Below are 20,601 nucleotides of genomic sequence, written 5' to 3'. Positions count from 1 at the left end.
TCCGTGCCCTCAATCCAGGTTGATCACTTTGAGCGATTCGATGCCGCGGTCATCCACGATCTTCACCGCGACCTTGCGGTGCTCGCCCGCTTCGAACGGCAGGCTGACGGTGCCGTGGAACGATTGCAGGCGAGATTCGTCCAGCTCGGCGCGGATGTTCTTCTTCAGCTTCTCCCAGCCTTCGCCCTTGCCTGCCATGGGGAAGAACATCTGGCGCGGGAACAGGGAACGCTCGTCGTAGTCCGTATCCAGCGACCACATGGCGATCTTGCTCTTGCCGCCGGAGACCAGTTCGCCCTTCACGGTGTCGAAGTAATCGAAGCCGTGCACCTCCACCTCGTACAGGCCATCCTTGCGCTGGCGCACCTCGACGTCCGGCTGGCCCATCAGCCAGAAGCTCTGGTTGCTGGCGCGGGCCTTCTTCAGGTCCTCGGTCAACAGGTCCGTGTTCATCTGCGCCTTGAGCAGGGTCACGCCCGGCCAGCGCGTCTCGTCGATGTCCTTGGCCGCCTCCGGGTCGAAGGTGAAGGCGCAGAACACGATAAAGGCCGGCTGCGGGCGCAGCTTCTCGGCCTCGGTCAGCGCCTGGGCGACCTGCCGCTGCTCCAGTGCGGCATGTTCCGGCCCGAAGCTCACGACCACGCGTTCGCCGCTGTCGAGATGGCCGATGGCGTGCAGGTGGCGGATGCTGGGATCGGAGGGCAGCGGCTCCAGATCAGCAAACTTGAGCACCTGGCCGCCGCGCCCGCGGATGCCGGTCTTGAGCAGCTCGTCGCGCCACTGGTGCTGGCGGCCGGATTCGCCGGTGCGGGCAATGCTGGCATCGGCCTCGTCCGGTCCCGCTGCCTCATCCAGCGATTTCACGGTGGGGAAGGGCGCCGCCTCCACCGTGAACGGGCCGGTGATGCGCAGCCTGTTCTTGGCCACCTGCGGCTGGTCGTAGAGGATTTCCTGGTCAGCATGGGCGGCGATGGACTCGTCCATCCGCTTCTGCATGGCCTGCCGGGCCGCGTGGAAGGCCTCGAACGGCTTGCGGGCAGCGTCCGGCCAGTCCTCCGGGAAGTCGAAGGGCACTTCCCATTCCAGCAGGGCGCCGGCCATCACTTCCTCGCCAGACGGCAGCTTTTCCTTCTGCGACGCAGGGAGCGAGAAATCGACCTTCTTCCCTTTGCGGCCGCCCTCGGTCACGGCAAACGGCTTCGGCGGCGACGCGCGCAGGGCGGCGTTGAGCTCGGCCAACGCCTTCTCGATTGCCGGATGCATGCGCTCGTAGATGTCGTCGATCTCCGGGTTGTTGGCGATCCACTTGAGCGTCACATGCGGCACGGTCTTGTAGATGAAGCCGCCCTTCAGGCCCTCGTGCGGGTACTTCAGCTCGTAGTAGTCATAGCTCGCCGTCATCAGGCGCTGCTTGGCCAGCGTGATGGCCACGCGCGAGGTGTCGCAGGTGATCCAGCGGCGGCCCCATTTTTCGGCGACATAAGCAGTGGTGCCTGAGCCGCAGGTGGGATCAAGCACTAGGTCGCCTGGGTCAGTTGACATCAAGACACAGCGTTCGATGACTTTGGCCGGTGTGACAACTACATATTGCTTTGAGTCCCCAGAGAATCCGGCAATAGCCGTATCAAGCCATCTTTCATTGATAGGAAATACCGGGTGATCATCTATATAACGAACGTAATTTGGTGTGTCTCCATTGATGATTATCCGATGTGCTCGTGCAAGCCGCTCTAATCCAGGGTTCGGTGGGGTTTTCCAGTGGTGATTGGGGCCGCAGTCAAATGGTCTACCCATGGTTGTAAAGGTGCGAGCGCCGTCATCGCCACCACCCTGAGAGCGGAGATTCTGTGCGGAGAAGATTTTCCAGTTGCCAGGAAGTGAAGAAAGACTTTCTAATTGGCTCTTGGATAGCTTGATGATGCTGCCGTCTTGGCGCTTCGCGTTCGAGTAACTTGCGAAATTTCCATCGCCTTTCGACAAATAGAGCTGTCGGTACTTTACTTTATTTCTATCTTTGGCATACCAGACGATGTAATCTCCTGCCGATGGAAGAAGTCTTGATGCCTGTCCGGTGGTTGTTGAGAAATATATAAGTGAGCAAAAGTTCTTGTCACCAAAGATTTCGTCCATCAACTCTCGCACGTGATGAACGTTTTCGTCGCTAATTTGTACGAACGCGCTTCCGGATTCGTGTAGTAGCTCTCGCGCCAGCAATAGCCGATCTCGTAGATATGTCAGGTATGAATGAATGCCCAGCTCCCAGGTATCCCGGAACGCCTTGATCATCTCGGGTTCCTGCGTCAGGTCTTCGTCCTTGCGGTCCTTCACGTCGCGCTTGTTGACGAAGGGCTGGAAGTTGGAGCCGTACTTGATGCCGTAGGGCGGGTCGATGTAGATCATCTGCACCTTGCCGGCCATGCTCTCCTTCTGCAGCAGGCTGTTCATGACCAGCAGGGAGTCGCCGGCGATCAGGCGGTTGGCCCAGCCTTTCTCATGGCGGTAGAAGTCGATCGCGTCACGCAGCGGCAGGTTCTCGAACGGCGCATCGAACAGGCCGGGCTGGAGGGCCTTCTCCATGCCCTTGCTCTTGCCTTCGCCCTTCATGGCCTTGCGCACGGCCGACAGGATGCTGGCCGGGTCGATGCGCTCGTGCACGTGCAGGCTGACGGTGTCCACCTCGAAGCTCGTGCGCTCGGCCTTGCCGGCCCAGTTGAGGTAGGGGCTCTGCAGCCGCTTCAGCTCCTCCAGCGCGGCCTTCATCTGCACTGTGTCACCCGAGGCGAGCGCGTCGTCGATCAGCTTCTCGATGCGGCTGCGCTGCGGGTCGAACTGCAGGGCCGGGTCCAGGTGCGGGTCGTAGGCCCAGCGGGTCTTGCCGGCATCCGGGTCGGTCCTGGGGTTCACCATGCCGACCTCGGGGTTGTTCACCCGCTTGTCGGTGTGGCGGTAGGAGAGGATCTGGTTGGCATCATCCCCTGCCGTCTGGCGCTTTGTGACCGCATGTGCCTTGTGTGCCCGAGTCAGTTTCCCGGAGTCTTCACTTGCACTGCGGGTTGAACGCTCCTCCGTCGTTAGCTCGAACGGAGTGCGTTCTGCGCCAGCGCTGGAATCTTTCACAAGATTTGAAGGGAGTCGTACGGACCCTCCGCGCCCCTGGCCCTTGACCAGAAGGCCTTGTGCAACCAGAGCGCTATGGGCCTGCCAGTAGTCGTCGTCACTTATCGAAACCCCTTCCTTCGCGAGTTGGGTCTCAATCTCCCGCCTTAGCGCTTTGTTTCCGATTGGAGAGCCGTCTGCCGGCACCAGGGCCAGCATCAGCTCCCTGATCTTGCGAAGCTTGTCAGCAGGATTCTGGTTTTGTTCATAAGGTGCAGACAAGTTATTCCTCCAGATATTTGGGCAGCCACTACGCAGCTGACATCCTGTTCTGTTCCAAGTATCGCCCTAGACATCATGGGGGCGTTTGCTTGAAGCACCGCCTGACTGTTCGGTGATCGTTTGCTCATTGATCCACTGGTCGATCTCTTGTCGGCGAAAGCGCCAGGAGCCGCCTACCTTGAACGCAGGTAGTTCGTGGGCTGCCACCAAGCGGTAGACCGTTCGCTTCCCGACCTTCAGGTAGGCGGCTACCTCCTCAAGGGTGAAGATCTCTTCTGGCCCGCCGGCCATGGTCGTCTCCAAATTGGCAAAGTATGGCATGATTTAGCAAAGAATGGGGCAGGTGGCTAACGTAGTCAACATTTGGCAATGTCATGGTGTGTTCTCCCTAGCTAGCGCCCTCGTAATAAGGAGCGATCCGATGAATCAGCTCGTAAATCCTTTCCTGCAGGCCGATGCGATTGACGAAGTGCTGTTAGACGTTGCCGCCTTGATTGAGCTGAGCCCTCGTGACCTGCCCCCCTCAAGCCGTACCACTCGAAGCTAGGTAGAGTCCGTCACCCAGAGAGGACGGACATGCGCAAGAGTCGATTCACCACGGAACAGATCATCGGGTTCATCAAGCAGGCGGAGGCCGGCATGGCGGTATCGGGGCTCTTCCGAGTTAGCAGGGGCGTACCTGCTTGGTGCTGGGTGGCGTCCGCCGGGATTGGCGGGTGCAGGCCCACCGTACTCGGCGGCGTTGGTTTTCTGGGTTGCGGAATCCGAAGGCGATGCGGCCGACGTGTTTGATGATGCGGTTGTAGCCTTCGCTGCGGGCGTTGGACAGTCCGGTCTGGATGGCCAGGATCATCGGCTCCTGCCATGCTGAGATGGTGCGGGCAAGCTTGCTGATCTCGGGCACCGAGCAGGCGGCGCAGAACGTGTAGAACCGGTACAGCGCATCGCGGATCTCGTAGGTCAATCCGCCACGGGCGGTGCAGACCAACACATCTCGTAGGAGCTCTTTGGCGATCCAGGCGGCGGCGATGTCGCCATTGGGGTCCGCTGAGGTCAGTTTCACGAACAGCTTGTGGCGTTGCTCATCGGTCAATCGCTCAGCGGCGCGCAGCAGCCGGCGCCGGTTGATCCATTCGGGGTCGCTTTTGCGTCCGCGGCGCAAACGGTGGGCTTGGGTAGTGCGGCGCCGGACCTCATCGACCATTTCGTTGGCCCGCTTGACCAGATGAAACCGATCGACGATCAGCTTCGCGTGCGGCAACGCTTGGCGCGCAGCGTTGGCGTAGGTGACCGACATGTCGATCGCGACGAACTCGATGGTGGCCTTCCAGCCGGGATCACGCTGATCCAGCCAGTCGGTCACCGGTTTGGCCGCACGGCCGTTGACCTGCACCAACAACCCGCCCGTGCCGGTGATATCGACCAGCCCGGTGTCGAAGCGGTCCACCCAGGATCGGGTACCGGTCTGCGAGCAGGTCTCCCATTTGGCCTTGCCGCGACGGGTCTCGTCGATTCCCAGCACGCTCACGGCTTCGGGTTCGCCGGCCAGCACCGGGTCCGCCGTGGCGATGACCGCGTCGTGACAGGTGTTCCAGGTGCAGCCGTACGCGGCGGCGACCGCCTTGACCGAGCGGTCATCGTCAAGCACCGCCGAGGCCATCTCGCGCTTGGCCCGCACCGTCACCCGTGCTCGCGGCGGGATCGACGGCACCGACTCTGTGAATGACTTGCGGTCACAACACATGTTGGCGCACACCCACTTTCGTTTCCGCCATACGATCCGGGGAATGTCCGGCCCGATCTTGATATCGCGGGGCCGAGTGCTCACCCAGCCCTTCGAGCGAGCTGACCGGACCATGCATCCAGGACACACGCCGCCCCACTGCTCGGCGGTGCGGACATAGATGGTGCGGGTTCGGTCGAGGTCGACATGCACAGACTCCACGACGACACCGTCGAGTCCAAGCAGCAGGGAACCACTAGTCTGGGGCAAGCTCGCGCCTTTGCTTCTGGATGCGTCAAGAACACCCAGTTGACAAGGGCGCGAGCCCTCAATCAGTCACCGACACGATCCGAATCGGTCACACCAGACCCCTACCAACTCGGAAGAGCCCCTTTAGCTTTTTCTTCCTGAGCCTCCACTTTCTCTAGGACCGTGGAGAAGGCCGCCGCATATGTACGCAAGACATCTTCATCAGTGTCGACCCATGCAGGAGCATCTGTCATTCCATACGGATCATTCGGTCTCGATATCGCCATGGGTCACGCTTCAGCGGCCCTACAACCATCAATAATCGCGGAAGTGATACCCGCCGAAGCGCCCGAAAGATAGGAATCTACCGATGTATATGTCGGAAGCGATTCAACGTATGCTCGGCGATATTGCGCTGCGAGCAGTGCGAGATCTTGGAGCGTTGCATTCGAGCTACGACGACCAAGTTCTTCGATATCATTAGCGAACTCTTTCATCACAGGCCCAATGTCATCGATAGTTTTGCGCTGCTCCTGACTCCATTCATTGGCTGGAATTTCTGCATCAAGGTTCTGCCACGCAACAGTATCCTCGCGGAATTGAGCCAGGAGCGCGTACCAGTCCGAACAGGTCGGATCGCCATTGCCGAGAAAAGGTTGCGGAGGTGCTGCCGCTGCGACTTTGTCAGTTAACAAGGATGGCGAAAGGGCTGCAACGAAAGGTGCGCGTGCTGGCGCAGCACCATATTCAATCGATAAACACACTCGCACAAGAGCAGAAGAGACTGCCCCTACTACCCCGACAAGAAAATTGTCTGCTGGCTCATAGTCCGGCACAGCGTTACTGTAAGCGCGCGCATAAGCAATAAACTGCTCGTAAAGTAAACGCATAGCTCGGTTCGGCGTAACTTTCATAAGTTTAGAAACTTGATCGGCGGCATCGCGCATCGCTTCTGCGACTTCTTCATATTGAGCACGTTGCCTGGAAGTCCAAGTCTCGGCGGGAATCGACCGGTCGCGATCATGCCAACCATTCTGTTGGATCCTCGCGAGCTTGTTATTTATCGGTATCCACGCTGCGCACGTCGGGTCCTCGGTGATGATGTTCACCGGCCCGGTGTCGTTGGCGCTCGCGTATTCAGAATCACCACCGCCTGGCAGGGCCGCCGGCGAGTCGTCCCCGCCGCTGGCGATCGACACCGACACCACCGCCGTCACCGCGATAACGGCCAGCAACGCCACCCCGCCCAGCGCCCACTTCCAGCCGTTACCGCGCTTCTTCGGCGGTATCCCACCGGACCACTGCAACGGTTGATGCTGCTGCCACCCCCCGTACTGCGGACCGTCGTGCCCGCCCGGCTGGTGCGGCGGATACGGAACCCCGCCGTGCGGGGGCGGCGGATTATTCGACGGCGGCAACGTCATCGACCAGATCCCAACCTTTCAATGTTCTCCACGCTGAGGACCGTCACAGAACTAACTCCGAATTCGATTGAGCCCTACCGAAACCAGAAGGTGACTCCACCGGCGCGCGTTGTCCGCTGTCGTCATCCCCTTCTGGCTGTTCAGTAACGGCCGATGGCCCCTGCGGTTCCGGCTCAGGTGGAGGGTTGCCCGATTCCGCGCCATCGACGGACCGATCGTCTTCGTGACCATGCCGGTCGCCTGCCGCCGGTCCTGAGAACTGAGTCACTTGCTCCATCGCGCCCTGCGCACCCTGCGCTAGTTGCTGCGGTACCTGACCAACTGTGCCCGCCATCTGCATCGGCATCTGGGCGGCCTGCTGAGCCATTTGCATCGGCATATTCATCATCTGTTCGAATCCGCCGACCGGACCGGCCGAGCCACCGAGCGAAGCGCCGGCCATCCCGCCCGCAGATGCCCCCACTCCCGCCGCCGTGGAAGTGCTGGCCGCCGTCGGCGAACCTCCGGTGGGCATACCTCCGCCGTGAGCCGGCGGCTCATCGAACGCACCAATCCGTTTCAGGATCTCTTCAGCGATCTGCCGATCCGTCGCATCGTACTTATCGGCGGCATTCACAACGTTCTGAGCAAACTGTTTGAGCTCTTCTTTCGTCGTCGGAAGCGCATCGATCACTGGGTCGACCACCTCAGACATCCTCTTTGCGATGGCAGCCGACAACGCATCTTCGCCTCCCGGCGCAGAAACGTCAGGTGGCGCCGGAATCGCTTCAGCTAGTCCTTTGATTCGTCCGCCCGCGGCGCTCACCAACTCGGTATCGACGCGCAGCTCCTCAGCCATCACTCACCCCATCCCGCCGAGTACCGCAGTCAAACCGCGCTGATGGCATCAACCAGCGGACACCGTCCTTACCTGCGCTCGGCCGCGACGCAAAATGCCAGTCCGCCCCGCTGGACACCACCCCGTAGCTCACGCGCAGAATGCTACCCGAGCAGCAACCCATCCCACGGCGCCAAATTCGCTTTGCCGAGAACCCGACATGACGCCGACACCCCCTACCCCGGCTGGGCCACCAACTCCTGCCCCCGCAACCGCTGGGAAATCACCGTGGTGATGCCATCGTCGCGCATGGTCACCCCGTACAGCGCGTCGGCGACTTCCATGGTCGGTTTCTGGTGGGTGATGACGATCAGCTGTGAGCGTTCCCGCAGCTGTTCGAACAACGAGATCAGCCGGCGCAGGTTGACGTCGTCGAGCGCAGCCTCCACCTCGTCCATCACGTAGAACGGTGACGGTCGGGCGCGGAAGATCGCGACCAGCATCGCCACCGCGGTCAGCGACTTCTCCCCACCCGACAGCAGCGACAGCCGTTTGATCTTCTTGCCGGGCGGACGCGCCTCCACCTCGACCCCGGTGGTCAGCATGTCGTTCGGGTCAGTGAGCAACAACCGACCCTCGCCACCCGGGAACAGGGTGGCGAACACCTCGCGGAACTCCCGCTCCACATCGGTGTAGGCCTCGGCGAACAACTGCAGGATCCGCTGGTCGACGTCGGCGATGACGTCGAGCAGGTCCTTGCGCGCCGCCTTGACGTCCTCGAGTTGGGTGGACAGGAAGTTGTAGCGCTCCTCCAGCGCGGCGAACTCCTCGAGCGCCAGCGGGTTCACCCGGCCCAGTTCGGCCAGTTCCCGTTCGGCGCGTTTGGCCCGCCGCTCCTGGGTGGCCCTGTCGTAGGGCATCGGCGCCGGTTTGGTGACCTGTTCACCGCGCTCGAGGGCCTGTTCGTACTCGGCCATCTCCAGTTCGGTGGGCGGCAGCGGCACGTGCGGGCCGTACTCGGCGATCAGATCGTCGGCCGACATCCCGAACTGTTCGAGCACCTGGGTTTCGAGCTGTTCGATGCGCATCGCGGCCTGCGCCTTGGCGACCTCGTCGCGGTGCAGCGCATCGGTCAGCGCAGTGATCCGCGCCCCCAGTTCGTTGACCTCTTCGCGGACCCGGGCCAGCGCCTCCGCCCGCTGCTGCCGTTCGGCGGCCAGCTCGTCACGGGTGCGTGCGGCGACCGCGACCACCGCGCCGAGCCGCTGGGCGACCAGCCGGCCGGATTCTGCGACCGCCGCGGCCACCGCCGCGGCATGTGCCCGCGCCTCCCGGGCCCGCCGCGCCCGCTCCCGGGCCTCGCGTTCCGCCGCGGCCGCCCGCCGCAACGAATCCGCCCGTCCGCGAACGGCGTTGGCCCGTTCCTCGGCGGTGCGAACGGCCAGCCGGGCCTCCACCTCGACCGCTCGCGCCGCCTCCGCGGCCGCCTGGGACGCCTGCCGGTCGACCGGCTCGACGTCGAAGATCGGTTCCTGCTCGGCGTTACGCAGCCGCTCTTCGAGTTCGGCGAGCTCCTCGACGGTGCGGGTGCGGTTGGCCTCCAACTCATCCCGCTGTCTGGTCAACCGCTGATACTCGTTCTGTGCGGCGCGGACGTCCTGGCCCAGCCGGCCCAGCGTCTCGTAGATCGCCGAGATAGCCGCGTCGGACTCGTTGAGCGCGGCCAACGCCTGTTCGGCGGCGTCCTGGCGGGCCTGCTGCTCGGCCAGCGCCCCGGACAGCGCCGCGCTCAATTCGCCGACCTGCTTCTCGGCTGCTTCGAGTTCGGCCCGGGCCTTGTCGATCTCGGCGGCGATCTCCAGCGTGGAGGGTTTGCGGTCGGAACCTCCGGCGATCCATCCCGCTCCGACCAGATCCCCGTCGACGGTGACGGCCCGCAATTGCGGTTGCGCCGTCACCAGATCCAGGCCGGTCGTCAGATCATCGACGACCACGACGCCGTGCAGCATGGCGGTGATCGCGCCAAGGATCCGGTCCGGCACCTCGACGAGGTCGACCGCCCACACCGCGCCGCGGGGCAGAGCAGCCTCGATCGGCGGCACCGCACCGGACCAGTGGCCCAACACGATCGCCGCCCGCCCGCTGTCGGATTCCTTCAGTGCGGCAACGGCCGCACGGGCGGCGCCGAAGTCCTCCGCCGCCACCGCGTCCGCGGCCGCGCCCAGCACCGCGGCGATGGCGGCCTGATAGCCCTCACGGACCCGGATCAGGTTGGCGACTGACCCGAAAAGTCCTGCGTCACCGAGGTTCTCCAACAGCCACGCGGCACCGTCCTTGCGTTCCAGCCCGACCGACAGCGCTTCGATGCGCGCCCGCAGCGACGCCACCTGGCGTTCGGCACTGCGTTCGGCGGCCTGTAGCTCGGTGACCCGCTCATCGGCCAACCGCAGTGCGGCCACGGTGCGTTCGTGGTGTTCGTCCAGCCCCACCTCGCCGGCGTCGAGCTCACCGACCCGGGCCTGCACCGTCTCGAATTCGGCCTGGGCCTGCTCCACGCGGGCGGCGGCCTCCTCGATGCTCACCGACAACCGGGCCACCGTCTCGTCGATGGACTCCACCCGGGTGCGCATGGTGTCGACCTGCCCGGCCAGCCGGGCCACCCCCTCGCGGCGGTCGGCTTCCGCGCGCGCGGCGGCCAGATGGGCCCGTTCGGCCTCCGCGGCCGCGTGCTCGCGTTCGGCCAGCTCGGCGCGGGCCGCTTCCAGTTGTTCCCGCGACTCGGCCAGCTCGGCCTGCAGCTGCGCCTCGCGAGCCGCCATCTCGTCGGCCTCGGCCTCCAACTCATCGGGGTCGGGGCCGGTGGAGATCTCCGGTTCGGTGTCCAGATGCTGGGCGCGCTCGGTGGCGATCCGCACGGTCGCGCCCACCCGTTCGGCCAGGGCGGACAGCCGGAACCAGGTCTGCTGGGCCAGTTCCGCGCGTTCGGTCAGCCGCGCCACCGCCGCCTCCTGCGCCTGCAGTTCCGCGGTCGCGACCGCCAGCCGTTCGCTGACCTCGTCGTGTTCACGCCGCAGCGTCGCCTCGGCGGCGTTGGTGTTGTCGAACTCGGCCTTACGGGTCACCAGATCGTCGGCGGCCAGCCGCAGCCGGGCGTCCCGCAGATCGGCCTGGATGGTCTGGGCCCGCCGTGCCACCTCGGCCTGCCGGCCCAACGGTTTGAGCTGGCGGCGCAGTTCGGTGGTCAGATCGGTGAGACGGGCCAGGTTGGCCGACATCGCCTCGAGTTTGCGGACCGCCTTCTCCTTGCGTTTGCGGTGTTTGAGCACACCGGCGGCCTCCTCGATGAACGCGCGGCGGTCCTCCGGGCGGGACTCGAGGATCTCGGCGAGTTTGCCCTGCCCGACGATGACGTGCATCTCCCGGCCGATACCGGAGTCGCTGAGCAGTTCCTGGATGTCCATCAGCCGGCAACTGCTGCCGTTGATCTCGTATTCGCTGCCGCCGTCTCGGAACATGCGCCGGGTGATCGACACCTCGGAGTATTCGATGGGCAGTGAGTTGTCGGAGTTGTCGATGGTGAGCGTCACCTCGGCGCGGCCCAGCGGCGCACGCGACGAGGTCCCGGCGAAGATGACGTCCTCCATCTTGCCGCCGCGCAGAGTCTTGGCGCCCTGCTCACCCATCACCCAGGTGAGCGCGTCGACGACGTTGGATTTGCCCGATCCGTTGGGACCGACGACGCAGGTGATCCCGGGCTCGAAACGCAGAGTCGTCGGCGAGGCGAAGGATTTGAACCCCTTCAGCGTCAGACTCTTGAGGTACACGACGTTTTACCCTACCGCCGCGGCGGTCATCGCTCGGTGAACCCGTCGATCGGGTCGCCGGGTTCGGTCCAGTCGGCGACCACGGTGTCCACCCGTCCGGGTGTCTGCCCGCCGCGCAACAACGCCAGCAGTTGTTCGCAGGCGGACCGCGGCCCCTGCGCGACGACCTGCACCCGGCCGTCGGGTTTGTTGGCGGCATAACCGGTCAGGCCGAGCTCGAGCGCCCGCGACCGGGTCCACCAGCGGAAACCGACACCCTGGACGTGCCCGTGCACCCACGCGGTCAGCCGCACCTCGGGCTCGTCACGCCGGTCAGTCGCGTCCAACGTCGACCACCTCGAAGTCCACCTTGGTGCCGGACTGCAGCGTGCGGCCCACGGTGCAGACCTGATCGATGGCCCGCTGCACCACCGTGAGCACACGGTCCCGCTCCTGTTCGGACAGCCCGGACAGATCCAGCTCCAGCTTCTCCTCCAGCAGTGGGTAGCGCTCCTGTTCGCGGTCCGCGGCGCCGGAGACCCGGATGGTGGCCGGATAGTCGTCCCCCAGCCTGCGCCGCAACGGCTGATCGCTGGCCATGCCGCTGCACGCCGCCAGCGCGATCTTGAGCAGCTCACCGGGCGTGAACACGCCCTCGACATCCTCGGAGCCGATGAGCACCTCGGCTCCCCGGCTGCTGCGGCCGGTGTAACGCCGCGCTCCCGTCCGCTCAACCCACAGTTCGGTCATGGCTCATTTTTACAGCGTGTGCCCGCTGCGAGCGCACCACGACCGATGGCCGAGGGTGTTCTCGGTCACCAGATGCCGCACGCCGGATGTTACGGTGCGACACAGCCGGCGTGAGGAGCTGAAGCACCATGACCAACCATCCCCCGATGCCGCCGCAGCAACCGCCGGGAACCCCGCCGCCCCAGCCGTACGGCGCTCCGCCGGGTCAATGGGGCGGCCCGCCGCCGGGTCAATGGGGCGGCCCGCCGCCGGGTCAATGGGGCGGCCCGCACGGTGCTCCCCCGCCCGGTCCCTACGGCCCGCCGCCGGGTCAATGGGGCGGCCCGCCGCCGGGCTTCGGATATCCCCCGCCCCCGTCGCGCGGGCCGGGGAAATGGCTGCTCATCGGCGGTGCGGCCGCTGCCGCCGTGGTGATCGTCCTGGTGTTGGTGATCGCGGTGACGTCGAAATCGGGCAGCGGCCCCGCGAACCGCGCGGCCGGCGCCCTCGGCAACAGCGAAGAGGCGGCGATCCGGGCGATGATCGACAGCCTCGCCGCATCCGAGTCCACCGACACGTCCGGCCTGCTGCGGGAGTACTTCTGCGCGGGCGACCGCGAACTGTTCGACTCCTTCGACCTCGGCGGGCTCGACCTGCCGTCCACCGCCGGCCCGGCGACCGACGTCCCGGAGATCTCCGACATCCGGGTGAACGGCGACAAGGCCACGGCCCGCGCCAGCGTCAAGGGAGTGGCGAGCACCATGCACTTCCGCAAAGAAGGCGGCAAGTGGAAGTTCTGCCTCACCGACGCGCCGGAGTTCTCCGAGATGCCGCGGTTCGGAAGGTGATTCGGCTCAGCAACGACGAATCCGGGGCCGGGGCTGGCACTTCGGGCAGTAGAACGACGACCGGTTCATGAATTTCTCCCGCCGCAGGACCGCGCCGCACCGCCGGCAGGGCTCGCCCGCGCGGCCGTAGGCGTCCAGCGAACGTTCGAAGTACCCCGACTCGCCGTTGACGTTGACATACAGCGAGTCGAACGATGTTCCGCCCTGGCGCAACGCCTCCCGCATCACGTCGGCCGCGGCGTCGAGCAGTTCGCCGAGCCGGCGACGGGTCAGCGCGGATGCCGTTCGGGCACCGTTGATCCGGGCCCGCCACAGCGCCTCGTCGGCGTAGATGTTGCCGATCCCGGATACCACGGTCTGATCGAGCAGTTGGCGTTTGATCTCCGAGTGCTTACCGCGCAGCACGGTCACCACCGCGTCCCGGTCAAAGAGCGGATCGAGCGGGTCACGGGCCAGATGGACGACCGGCGCCGGCACCTCGCTGCCCTCGACGGTGACCATGTCGGCGATCATCCAGCCGCCGAAGGTGCGCTGGTCGACGAAGCTGAGTGTGGTGCCGTCGTCGAGGAGCGCGGCGATGCGGAGGTGGTTCTCATTGGGCACCGGCCCGAGCAGCATCTGCCCGCTCATCCCCAGGTGCACGACGAGCGCCTCGGCGCCGTCGTCGAGGGTCAGCCACAGGTACTTGCCGCGCCGTCCGGTACCGGTGATCCGGGCGTCGACCAGCCGCGCGGTCAGATCGGCCGGCCCGGCCTCATGCCGGCGGACCGCCCGCGGATGGTGCACCCGCACCGCCGCGACGGCCCGCCCGGTGACGTGCTCGTGCAGTCCGCGCCGGACGACCTCGACCTCGGGGAGTTCAGGCACCGTCGAGGGCGTGCCACGCCGCCGCCGCGGCCTTGAGTTCGGCTTCCTTCTTGGTGCGTCCGGTGCCGGTGCCGTATTCCTGCTCGGCGATGACGACGGTCGCGGTGAACTCCTTGTCGTGATCCGGTCCGGTCGAGGTGACCACGTACGACGGCGCGCCCATCCCGCGCGCCGCGGTCAGCTCCTGCAGGCTCGACTTCCAATCCAGGCCGGCGCCCAGAGTCGGTGCGGTATCGAGCAATTCGCCGAACAACCGCAGGATCACCGCCCGGGAGGTCTCCAGTCCGTGGTGGATGTAGATGGCGCCGAGCAACGACTCCACCCCGTCGGCGAGGATGCTGGACTTGTCCGCGCCGCCGGAACTCTCCTCCCCCTTGCCGAGCAGAATGTAGGCACCCAGACCGGATTCGCTGAGCCGGCGGCCGACGTCGGCAAGCGCCTGGGTGTTGACGATGCTGGCGCGCAGCTTGGCCAGGTCTCCTTCGGAGCGGTCGGGATGGCGGTGGTAGAGCTCCTCGGTGATGGTCAGCCCGAGGACCGCGTCGCCGAGGAATTCCAGCCGCTCGTTGGTCGGCAGCCCGCCGTGTTCATAGGAGTAACTGCGATGCGTCAGCGCGATGGTCAGCAGTTCGTCGGGCAGGTCGACTCCCAGCGCCTCGAGCAGTGCGGAGCGGTCGGCGCTCACCCCGACTCTCCGGGGCCGTCGCCATCGCGGTCGGAGACCGCCTCCCGGTCGGGGAACATCGCAGCCAGTTTGGCCCAGCGCGGGTCGATCACCTCGTGGCGGTGCCCGGGCTCGGCGGTGGCCAGCCGGATCCCGCACTGCGGGCACAGGCCGAGGCAGTCCGGTCCGCACAGCGGGGAGAACGGCAACACCAGTCCCACCGCGTCGATGATCGGTTGCTCGAGGTCGACGGTGTCGACGTCGCCGGTGGTGTCGACCCGGCCCAGATCGTCGGCGTCGGTGGTCTCGGCGGTGATGCTGTCCGGGTAGGCGAACAGTTCGGTCAACTCGATGTCCACCCGGCCGTGCACCGGGTCCAGGCAGCGGGCGCACTCCCCCGTCGTCGGGGCCGACATCGTGCCGCTGACCAGCACCCCCTCCGACACCGCCTCGATGCGGAGGTGAAACTCCAGCGGCGCGCCCTGCTCGACGCCGACCAGCGCCACACCCAGCCGCGAGGGGCTGGCCACGGTCTCGTCGAAGGTCAGCATCGAACCGGGTTGCCGCCCCAGCCGGGAAATGTTGATCACCAGCGGCGACCGGTCTGCTCGGTGCGCCGCTGCGCTCGCATGCGTCGCCATGCCCTCAATCCTAGGCGGTTGCCGGACCCGTCGACGTTCGAGCGGGCACGGGCCGGGACGCGCCGGCTCAGCGGGTCACGTAGTCGTGCGTACCCGCGGCGGTGCGCAACTGATGGCGTCCCCGGTTCACCGAACGCAGCGTCCCGTTGAGGAACTCCTCGAACTCGGCGAGTTTGCTGTCGACGTAGATGTCGCACTCGCCGCGCAGCCGATCGGCCTCGGCGTGGGCCGAGTCGATCAGGCGGCTGGCCTCCGCGTTCGCGGTCTGCACGATCTCGGTCTGCGACACCAGCCGCTGCTGTTCCTTGATGCCCTCCTGCACCGCCTTCTCGTAGGCCAGGTTGCCGCTCTCGATGAGCCGGTCGGCCTCGGACTTGGCCCGGCCGGTGGTGGCCTCATACTCACGCTTGGCGGTGGCGACGATGCGGCTCGCCTCCTCCCGGGCCTCGGTGACCATCCGCTCGCTGTGCTGACGTGCCTCGGCGACCATCCGGTCGGCCTGGGCCTTGGCTTCGGCCAACAACCGGTCCGCCTCGGCGCGGGCGTGGCTGACCAGTGACTCGGCCTCGGCGGTGGCGGTCGACACCATCGACTCGGAGTGCTCCTTGGCCTCCCGCAGCAAAGTGTCCCGGGCGTCCAGCACATCCTGGGCGTCATCGAGCTCACCGGGAATGGCGTCCTTGATGTCGTCGATCAGTTCGAGCACATCCCCGCGGGGTACCACGCAACCGGCGGTCATCGGTACGCCGCGAGCTTCTTCAACGATCGCGCCCAGCTCGTCGAGCGCCTCAAATACTCGGTACACCGCAGCATCCTCCAAGGCCTAGTCGTTAGGTACCAGTGTGCCTGGTGTTACGCGTGTGACTCGGTTTCGGCGTCGGTGTGTCGCCGACCGCTTTGTCCGCCTCCGCCGGGCAACTGTCTTTCGACCTCTTCGGTTGCATTATCCCCGGTCGGGTGTGCTCCTCGCTCTCGTCGGTCGCGGCCCTACCCGCGTTCGGCGAGCTTCTTCCGCAGCCGGGCGTTGACCGGTCCGGGCAACAGCTCGGACACATCCCCGCCGAGCATGGCGACTTCCTTGGCCAGCGAGGACGACACGAACGAGTACCGCGGTGTGGTGGCGACGAAGAAGGTGTCGACCCCCGCGATGTGTTTGTTCATCTGCGCCATCTGCAGTTCGTATTCGAAGTCGGTGCCGGTGCGCAGCCCTTTGACGATCGCGGTCATCCCACGCGATTTGACGAAGTCGACCACCAGCCCGGAGCCGGACTCCACCCGCAGGTTCGGCAGATGGGTGGTGGACTCCTCGATCATCTCGATGCGTTCCTCGAGGCTGAACATGCCCTGCTTGTTCGGGTTGACCAGCACCGCGACGATCACCTCGTCGAACTGTGCGGCCGCCCGCTCGAAGACGTCGACATGACCAAGGGTCACCGGGTCGAAGGAGCCCGGACACACCGCGCCACTCATGGCTCACGACGCTATCAGCAGCCGTCAGCGCGGCCGGTCCGGCTCGGCCCGGGCCAGCTCCAGCCGGGTGTCGCCGTAACGCCGGGGCGGCCAGACCGTCCAGCCCGCGGGCCAGCGCAGCGGGTCGTGGCCGGTTCCGCGTTCGACCGCCACCACCGTGCCCGGGGCGGTCCAGCCCCGGTCCACCAGGGTGGCCAGCAGCGCGTGCATCTCGTCGTTGGTCACCCGGTACGGCGGATCGGCCAACACCAGATCGACCGGCCCGTCGGCGCCGGCGGTGAGGACCGACGCGACCGAGGTGCGCCGCACCTCGGCGTCCCGCACACCCAGTGTCGCGATGTTCTTGGCGATGATGGCGGCGGCCCGGTGGTCGGATTCCACGAACACCACCGACGCCGCCCCGCGGGACATCGCCTCCAGCCCGAGCGCCCCCGATCCCGCGTACAGGTCGAGCACGGTGGCCCCGGCCAATTCCATCCGGGCGGTCAGCAGGTTGAACAACGCCTCCCGCACCCGGTCGGTGGTGGGCCGGGAACCGCTGCGCGGCGCCGTGATCCGGCGGCCACGGAACGCCCCGGCGATGATGCGGGTCAGTTGAGCACCGCCAGCAGGTCACCGCCCTCGACCTGGGCGGTTTCGGAGACCGCGATGCGGCTGATGGTGCCGGCCTTGGGTGCGGTGATCGCCGCCTCCATCTTCATGGCCTCGATGGTCGCGATGGTCTGGCCGGCTTCGACGCGGTCGCCGGTGCTGATGTTGAGGGTGACCACACCGGCGAACGGTGCGGCGATGTGGTCCGGGTTGGCGCGGTCGGCCTTCTCGGCGGCCGGTATCTGACTGGCGATGCTCTTGTCGCGCACCTGAACCGGCCGCAGTTGACCGTTGATGATGCACATCACCGTGCGCATGCCGCGCTCGTCGGGATCGGAGATGGCTTCCAGCCCGATGATCAGCTCGACACCCCGCTCCAGCCTGACCCGGTGCTCCTCGCCGTGCCGCAGCCCGTAGAAGAACTGGTTGGCGCTCAGCGAGGTGGTGTCGCCGTAGGTCTCGCGGTGCGCCTCGAATTCCGCGGTGGGGCCCGGGAACAGCAGCCGGTTCAGCGCGGCTTGCCGTTTCGGGCCGGGCTGGGCCAGCACCGCCTGATCCTCCGCGGACAGCTCCACGGTGGGTCTGGCGGGTCGGCGCCCGGCAAGGGCGGTGCTGCGCAACGGTTCCGGCCAGCCACCGGGCGGATCCCCCAGCTCGCCGCGCAGAAAGCCGATCACCGAGTCGGGAATGTCCACCCGTGACGGATCTGCGGCGAACTCCTCGGCACTCACACCGGCGCCGACCAGCGCCAGCGCCAGATCGCCGACCACCTTGCTCGACGGGGTGACCTTGACCAGCCGGCCGAGTACCCGGTCGGCACCGGCGTAGGCGGCCTCGATGTCCTCGAACCGGTCGCCCAGCCCGAGCGCGATGGCCTGCTGGCGCAGATTGCTCAACTGCCCGCCCGGAATCTCGTGGGTGTACACCCGGCCGGTGGGCGCGGGAAGCCCGGATTCGAACGGCGCGTACATCTTTCGCAGCGCCTCCCAGTAGGGCTCCAGATCGCACACCGCGGACAGGTCCAGACCGGTGTCGTGCTCGGTGTGCGCGGTGGCGGCCACGATCGCGCTCAATGCCGGCTGGCTGGTGGTGCCGGCCAACGGGGCGGCGGCACCGTCGACCGCCGACGCCCCGGCCTGCCAGGCCGCCAGATAGGTGGCCAACTGCCCACCGGGGGTGTCATGGGTGTGCACGTGCACCGGCAGATCGAATCGGCTGCGCAGCGCGCCCACCAGGGTGGCGGCCGCCGGCGGCCGCAACAGGCCGGCCATATCCTTGATCGCCAGCACATGCGCGCCGGCCGCGACGATCTGTTCGGCCAGCCGCAGGTAGTAGTCCAAGGTGTAGAGCCGCTCACCGGGGTCGGACAGGTCGCCGGTGTAACACATCGCCACTTCGGCCACCGCGGTGCCGGTTTCGCGCACCGCATCGATGGCCGGACGCATCGAGTCGACGTTGTTCAGGGCGTCGAAGATCCGGTAGATGTCGATACCGACCGCGGTGGCCTCGGCGACGAACGCCTTGGTCACCGTGTCCGGATACGGGGTGTAGCCCACGGTGTTACGGCCCCGCAGCAACATCTGCAGGCAGATGTTCGGCACCGCCTCGCGGATCGCGGCCAGCCGGTCCCACGGGTCTTCTTTCAGGAACCGAAGCGCCACATCGTAAGTCGCCCCACCCCAGCATTCGATCGACAGCAGCTGCGGCATCATCCGGGCCACATAGGGTGCGACCATCACCAGCCCGTTGGTGCGCACCCGGGTGGCCAGCAAGGACTGGTGGGCATCGCGGAACGTGGTGTCGGTGACGCCGACGGCGGGCTCGTCGCGCAGCCACGCGGCGAACCCGTCCGGACCCAGTTCCTCGAGGCGCTGTTTGCTGCCGGCCGGCGGGGGCGCCTGCAGGTCGACCGACGGCAACTTGTCCTGCGCGTACACCGCCGACGGCCGCTCCCCGTGCGGTTTGTTGACCGTCACGTCGGCCAGATAGTTCAGGATCTTGGTGCCGCGGTCGGCGGGGATCCGCGCGGTCAGCAGATGCGGCCGCTCGTCGATGAACGAGGTGTTGATCCGGCCGGCCCGGAAATCCGGATCGGCGATGACCGCCTGCAAAAACGGGATGTTCGTCGACACCCCGCGCACCCGGAACTCGGCCAGCGCGCGCCGTGCCCGGGCCACCGCGGTGGCGAAATCCCGGCCCCGGCAGGTCAACTTCACCAGCATCGAATCGAAGTGCGGGCTGATCTCGGCGCCCACATGGGTGCCGCCGTCCAGGCGGATGCCCGCACCCCCTGGGGACCGGTACCCGGTCACCCGGCCGACATCCGGGCGGAACCCGTTCGCCGGGTCCTCGGTGGTGATGCGGCACTGCAACGCCGTCCCCCGCGTCCGCAGCGTTTCCTGGCTCAACCCCAGATCGGCCAGGGTCTGCCCGTCGGCGATCCGCAGCTGCGCACCCACCAGATCCACATCGGTGATCTCCTCGGTCACCGTGTGTTCCACCTGAATCCGCGGGTTCATCTCGATGAACACATGGCGGCCCTGTTCATCGACGAGGAACTCCACCGTGCCCGCATACGCATAGCCGACCTCGCGGGCGAAGGCCACCGCGTCCGCGCAGATCCGTTCCCGCAACTCGTCGGGCAGGTTCGGGGCGGGCGCCAGCTCGATCACCTTCTGATGGCGCCGCTGCACACTGCAGTCCCGCTCGTACAGATGCATGACGTTGCCGGCGGTGTCGGCCAGGATCTGCACCTCGATGTGGCGGGGATTGACCACCGCCTGCTCCAGATACAACGACGGATCGCCGAAAGCCGACTCGGCCTCCCGGCCGGCCGCCTCGATCGCCTCGGCCAGCCCGGCCCGGTCCGCCACCCGGCGCATACCGCGGCCCCCGCCGCCGGACACCGCCTTGACGAACAACGGGAAGCCGATCTCGTCGGCGGCGGCCATCAACTCCTCGGGCGACGACGACGGCGCCGACGACGCCAGCACCGGGATGCCGGCCGCCCGGGCCGCCGCCACCGCCCGCGACTTGTTACCGGTCAGTGCCAGGATCTCCGCGCTCGGGCCGATGAACGTGATACCGGCCTGCTCGCACGCCGCCGCCAGGCGCGGATTCTCCGACAGAAACCCGTATCCCGGATACACCGCGTCCGCCCCGGCATGCCGGGCCACCCGGATGATCTCGTCCACCGACAGATACGCCCGGACCGGATGGCCGATCTCACCGATCTGATAGGACTCGTCGGCCTTCAGCCGGTGCAGCGAGTTCCGATCCTCATACGGGTACACCGCGACCGTGGCGATACCCAACTCGTAGGCCGCGCGGAAAGCCCGGATCGCAATCTCGCCACGATTGGCGACCAGCACCTTGGAAATCACGAGTTACCTCAACC

The 20,601-nt window shown here is 66.3% G+C and carries 15 protein-coding genes and 2 pseudogenes; 2 read left to right on the top strand and 15 right to left on the bottom strand.

Going from position 1 to position 20,601, the window contains the following annotated elements:
* Window positions 1–9: 9 nt before the first annotated feature.
* Both CKW28_RS07930 and mads1 read right to left on the bottom strand, forming a co-directional pair.
* A complete protein-coding gene (locus CKW28_RS07930) occupies window positions 10–3,378 on the bottom strand; it encodes a site-specific DNA-methyltransferase (RefSeq protein WP_197700618.1) in 3,369 nt (1,122 codons plus the stop codon).
* A gap of 66 nt (window positions 3,379–3,444) precedes the next feature.
* A complete protein-coding gene (gene mads1, locus CKW28_RS07925; RefSeq protein ID WP_264015972.1) occupies window positions 3,445–3,681 on the bottom strand; it encodes a methylation-associated defense system helix-turn-helix domain-containing protein MAD1 in 237 nt (78 codons plus the stop codon).
* A 273-nt stretch (window positions 3,682–3,954) separates the two neighbouring features.
* Here mads1 and CKW28_RS24485 point away from each other — a divergent pair.
* A pseudogene (locus CKW28_RS24485) lies at window positions 3,955–4,095 on the top strand (IS3 family transposase); the annotation flags it as partial.
* Here CKW28_RS24485 and CKW28_RS07920 read toward each other — a convergent pair.
* The 6 genes and pseudogenes from CKW28_RS07920 to CKW28_RS07900 all read right to left on the bottom strand — a co-directional run bounded on the left by CKW28_RS07920 (window position 4,043) and on the right by CKW28_RS07900 (window position 12,144).
* Window positions 4,043–5,433: pseudogene (locus tag CKW28_RS07920) on the bottom strand (ISL3 family transposase). The pseudogenes CKW28_RS24485 and CKW28_RS07920 overlap by 53 nt on opposite strands.
* A 207-nt stretch (window positions 5,434–5,640) precedes the next feature.
* Window positions 5,641–6,591: an ESX-1 system-associated protein gene (locus CKW28_RS07915; protein ID WP_234785037.1), complete on the bottom strand. Its 951-nt coding sequence runs from the start codon at window positions 6,589–6,591 to the stop codon at window positions 5,641–5,643.
* A gap of 226 nt (window positions 6,592–6,817) precedes the next feature.
* Window positions 6,818–7,612, bottom strand: coding sequence for a PE domain-containing protein (locus tag CKW28_RS23545; protein ID WP_110844496.1), 795 nt, complete (start codon window positions 7,610–7,612; stop codon window positions 6,818–6,820).
* Between the two features lie 215 nt (window positions 7,613–7,827).
* Complete coding sequence (smc, locus tag CKW28_RS07910) at window positions 7,828–11,415, bottom strand: chromosome segregation protein SMC (RefSeq protein WP_003927784.1); 3,588 nt, start codon at window positions 11,413–11,415, stop codon at window positions 7,828–7,830.
* A gap of 26 nt (window positions 11,416–11,441) precedes the next feature.
* On the bottom strand, window positions 11,442–11,741 hold the full coding sequence (locus CKW28_RS07905) for an acylphosphatase (RefSeq protein ID WP_003927783.1): 300 nt from the start codon (window positions 11,739–11,741) through the stop codon (window positions 11,442–11,444).
* The gene (locus CKW28_RS07900) at window positions 11,728–12,144 is read right to left on the bottom strand and encodes an OsmC family protein (protein ID WP_003927782.1); all 417 of its coding nucleotides are present in this window, start codon (window positions 12,142–12,144) and stop codon (window positions 11,728–11,730) included. The genes CKW28_RS07905 and CKW28_RS07900 overlap by 14 nt, the downstream gene beginning before the upstream one ends.
* Window positions 12,145–12,272: 128 nt before the next feature.
* On the opposite strand from CKW28_RS07900, the gene CKW28_RS23540 reads away from it, so the two are divergent.
* Complete coding sequence (locus tag CKW28_RS23540) at window positions 12,273–12,971, top strand: Rv0361 family membrane protein (RefSeq protein WP_040548457.1); 699 nt, start codon at window positions 12,273–12,275, stop codon at window positions 12,969–12,971.
* 6 nt (window positions 12,972–12,977) lie between these two features.
* Here CKW28_RS23540 and mutM read toward each other — a convergent pair whose 3' ends face one another.
* The 7 genes from mutM to CKW28_RS07860 form a co-directional block, all read right to left on the bottom strand.
* Window positions 12,978–13,838, bottom strand: a complete 861-nt coding sequence (gene mutM / locus CKW28_RS07890) for a bifunctional DNA-formamidopyrimidine glycosylase/DNA-(apurinic or apyrimidinic site) lyase (RefSeq protein ID WP_003927780.1) — start codon at window positions 13,836–13,838, stop codon at window positions 12,978–12,980.
* A complete protein-coding gene (gene rnc / locus CKW28_RS07885; RefSeq protein ID WP_003927779.1) occupies window positions 13,831–14,523 on the bottom strand; it encodes a ribonuclease III in 693 nt (230 codons plus the stop codon). The genes mutM and rnc overlap by 8 nt, the downstream gene beginning before the upstream one ends.
* Window positions 14,520–15,143: a YceD family protein gene (locus tag CKW28_RS07880; RefSeq protein WP_050812100.1), complete on the bottom strand. Its 624-nt coding sequence runs from the start codon at window positions 15,141–15,143 to the stop codon at window positions 14,520–14,522. The genes rnc and CKW28_RS07880 overlap by 4 nt, the downstream gene beginning before the upstream one ends.
* Window positions 15,144–15,210: 67 nt before the next feature.
* Complete coding sequence (gene sepIVA, locus CKW28_RS07875) at window positions 15,211–15,948, bottom strand: cell division protein SepIVA (RefSeq protein ID WP_003927777.1); 738 nt, start codon at window positions 15,946–15,948, stop codon at window positions 15,211–15,213.
* A 182-nt stretch (window positions 15,949–16,130) separates the two neighbouring features.
* Window positions 16,131–16,613, bottom strand: coding sequence for a pantetheine-phosphate adenylyltransferase (coaD, locus tag CKW28_RS07870; RefSeq protein ID WP_003927776.1), 483 nt, complete (start codon window positions 16,611–16,613; stop codon window positions 16,131–16,133).
* Between the two features lie 24 nt (window positions 16,614–16,637).
* A complete protein-coding gene (gene rsmD / locus CKW28_RS07865; RefSeq protein ID WP_040548454.1) occupies window positions 16,638–17,207 on the bottom strand; it encodes a 16S rRNA (guanine(966)-N(2))-methyltransferase RsmD in 570 nt (189 codons plus the stop codon).
* Window positions 17,204–20,587 carry a pyruvate carboxylase gene (locus tag CKW28_RS07860; RefSeq protein ID WP_003927774.1) on the bottom strand — a complete coding sequence of 1,128 codons (3,384 nt, stop codon included), beginning with the start codon at window positions 20,585–20,587 and terminating at the stop codon, window positions 17,204–17,206. The genes rsmD and CKW28_RS07860 overlap by 4 nt, the downstream gene beginning before the upstream one ends.
* Window positions 20,588–20,601: the final 14 nt, after the last annotated feature.

The organism is Mycolicibacterium thermoresistibile, assembly GCF_900187065.1.
Taxonomy (GTDB): domain Bacteria; phylum Actinomycetota; class Actinomycetes; order Mycobacteriales; family Mycobacteriaceae; genus Mycobacterium; species Mycobacterium thermoresistibile.
This window is presented reverse-complemented; position numbering and strand designations above follow the sequence as displayed.

What these genes read in the sequence shown, in the direction of transcription:
- CKW28_RS23545 (WP_110844496.1), bottom strand. Translation starts at nt 7,612, where the DNA reads ATGGCTGAGGAGCTGCGCGTCGATACCGAGTTGGTGAGCGCCGCGGGC.
- coaD (WP_003927776.1), bottom strand. Translation starts at nt 16,613, where the DNA reads ATGAGTGGCGCGGTGTGTCCGGGCTCCTTCGACCCGGTGACCCTTGGT.
- CKW28_RS23540 (WP_040548457.1), top strand. Translation starts at nt 12,273, where the DNA reads ATGACCAACCATCCCCCGATGCCGCCGCAGCAACCGCCGGGAACCCCG.
- CKW28_RS07900 (WP_003927782.1), bottom strand. Translation starts at nt 12,144, where the DNA reads ATGACCGAACTGTGGGTTGAGCGGACGGGAGCGCGGCGTTACACCGGC.
- CKW28_RS07880 (WP_050812100.1), bottom strand. Translation starts at nt 15,143, where the DNA reads ATGGCGACGCATGCGAGCGCAGCGGCGCACCGAGCAGACCGGTCGCCG.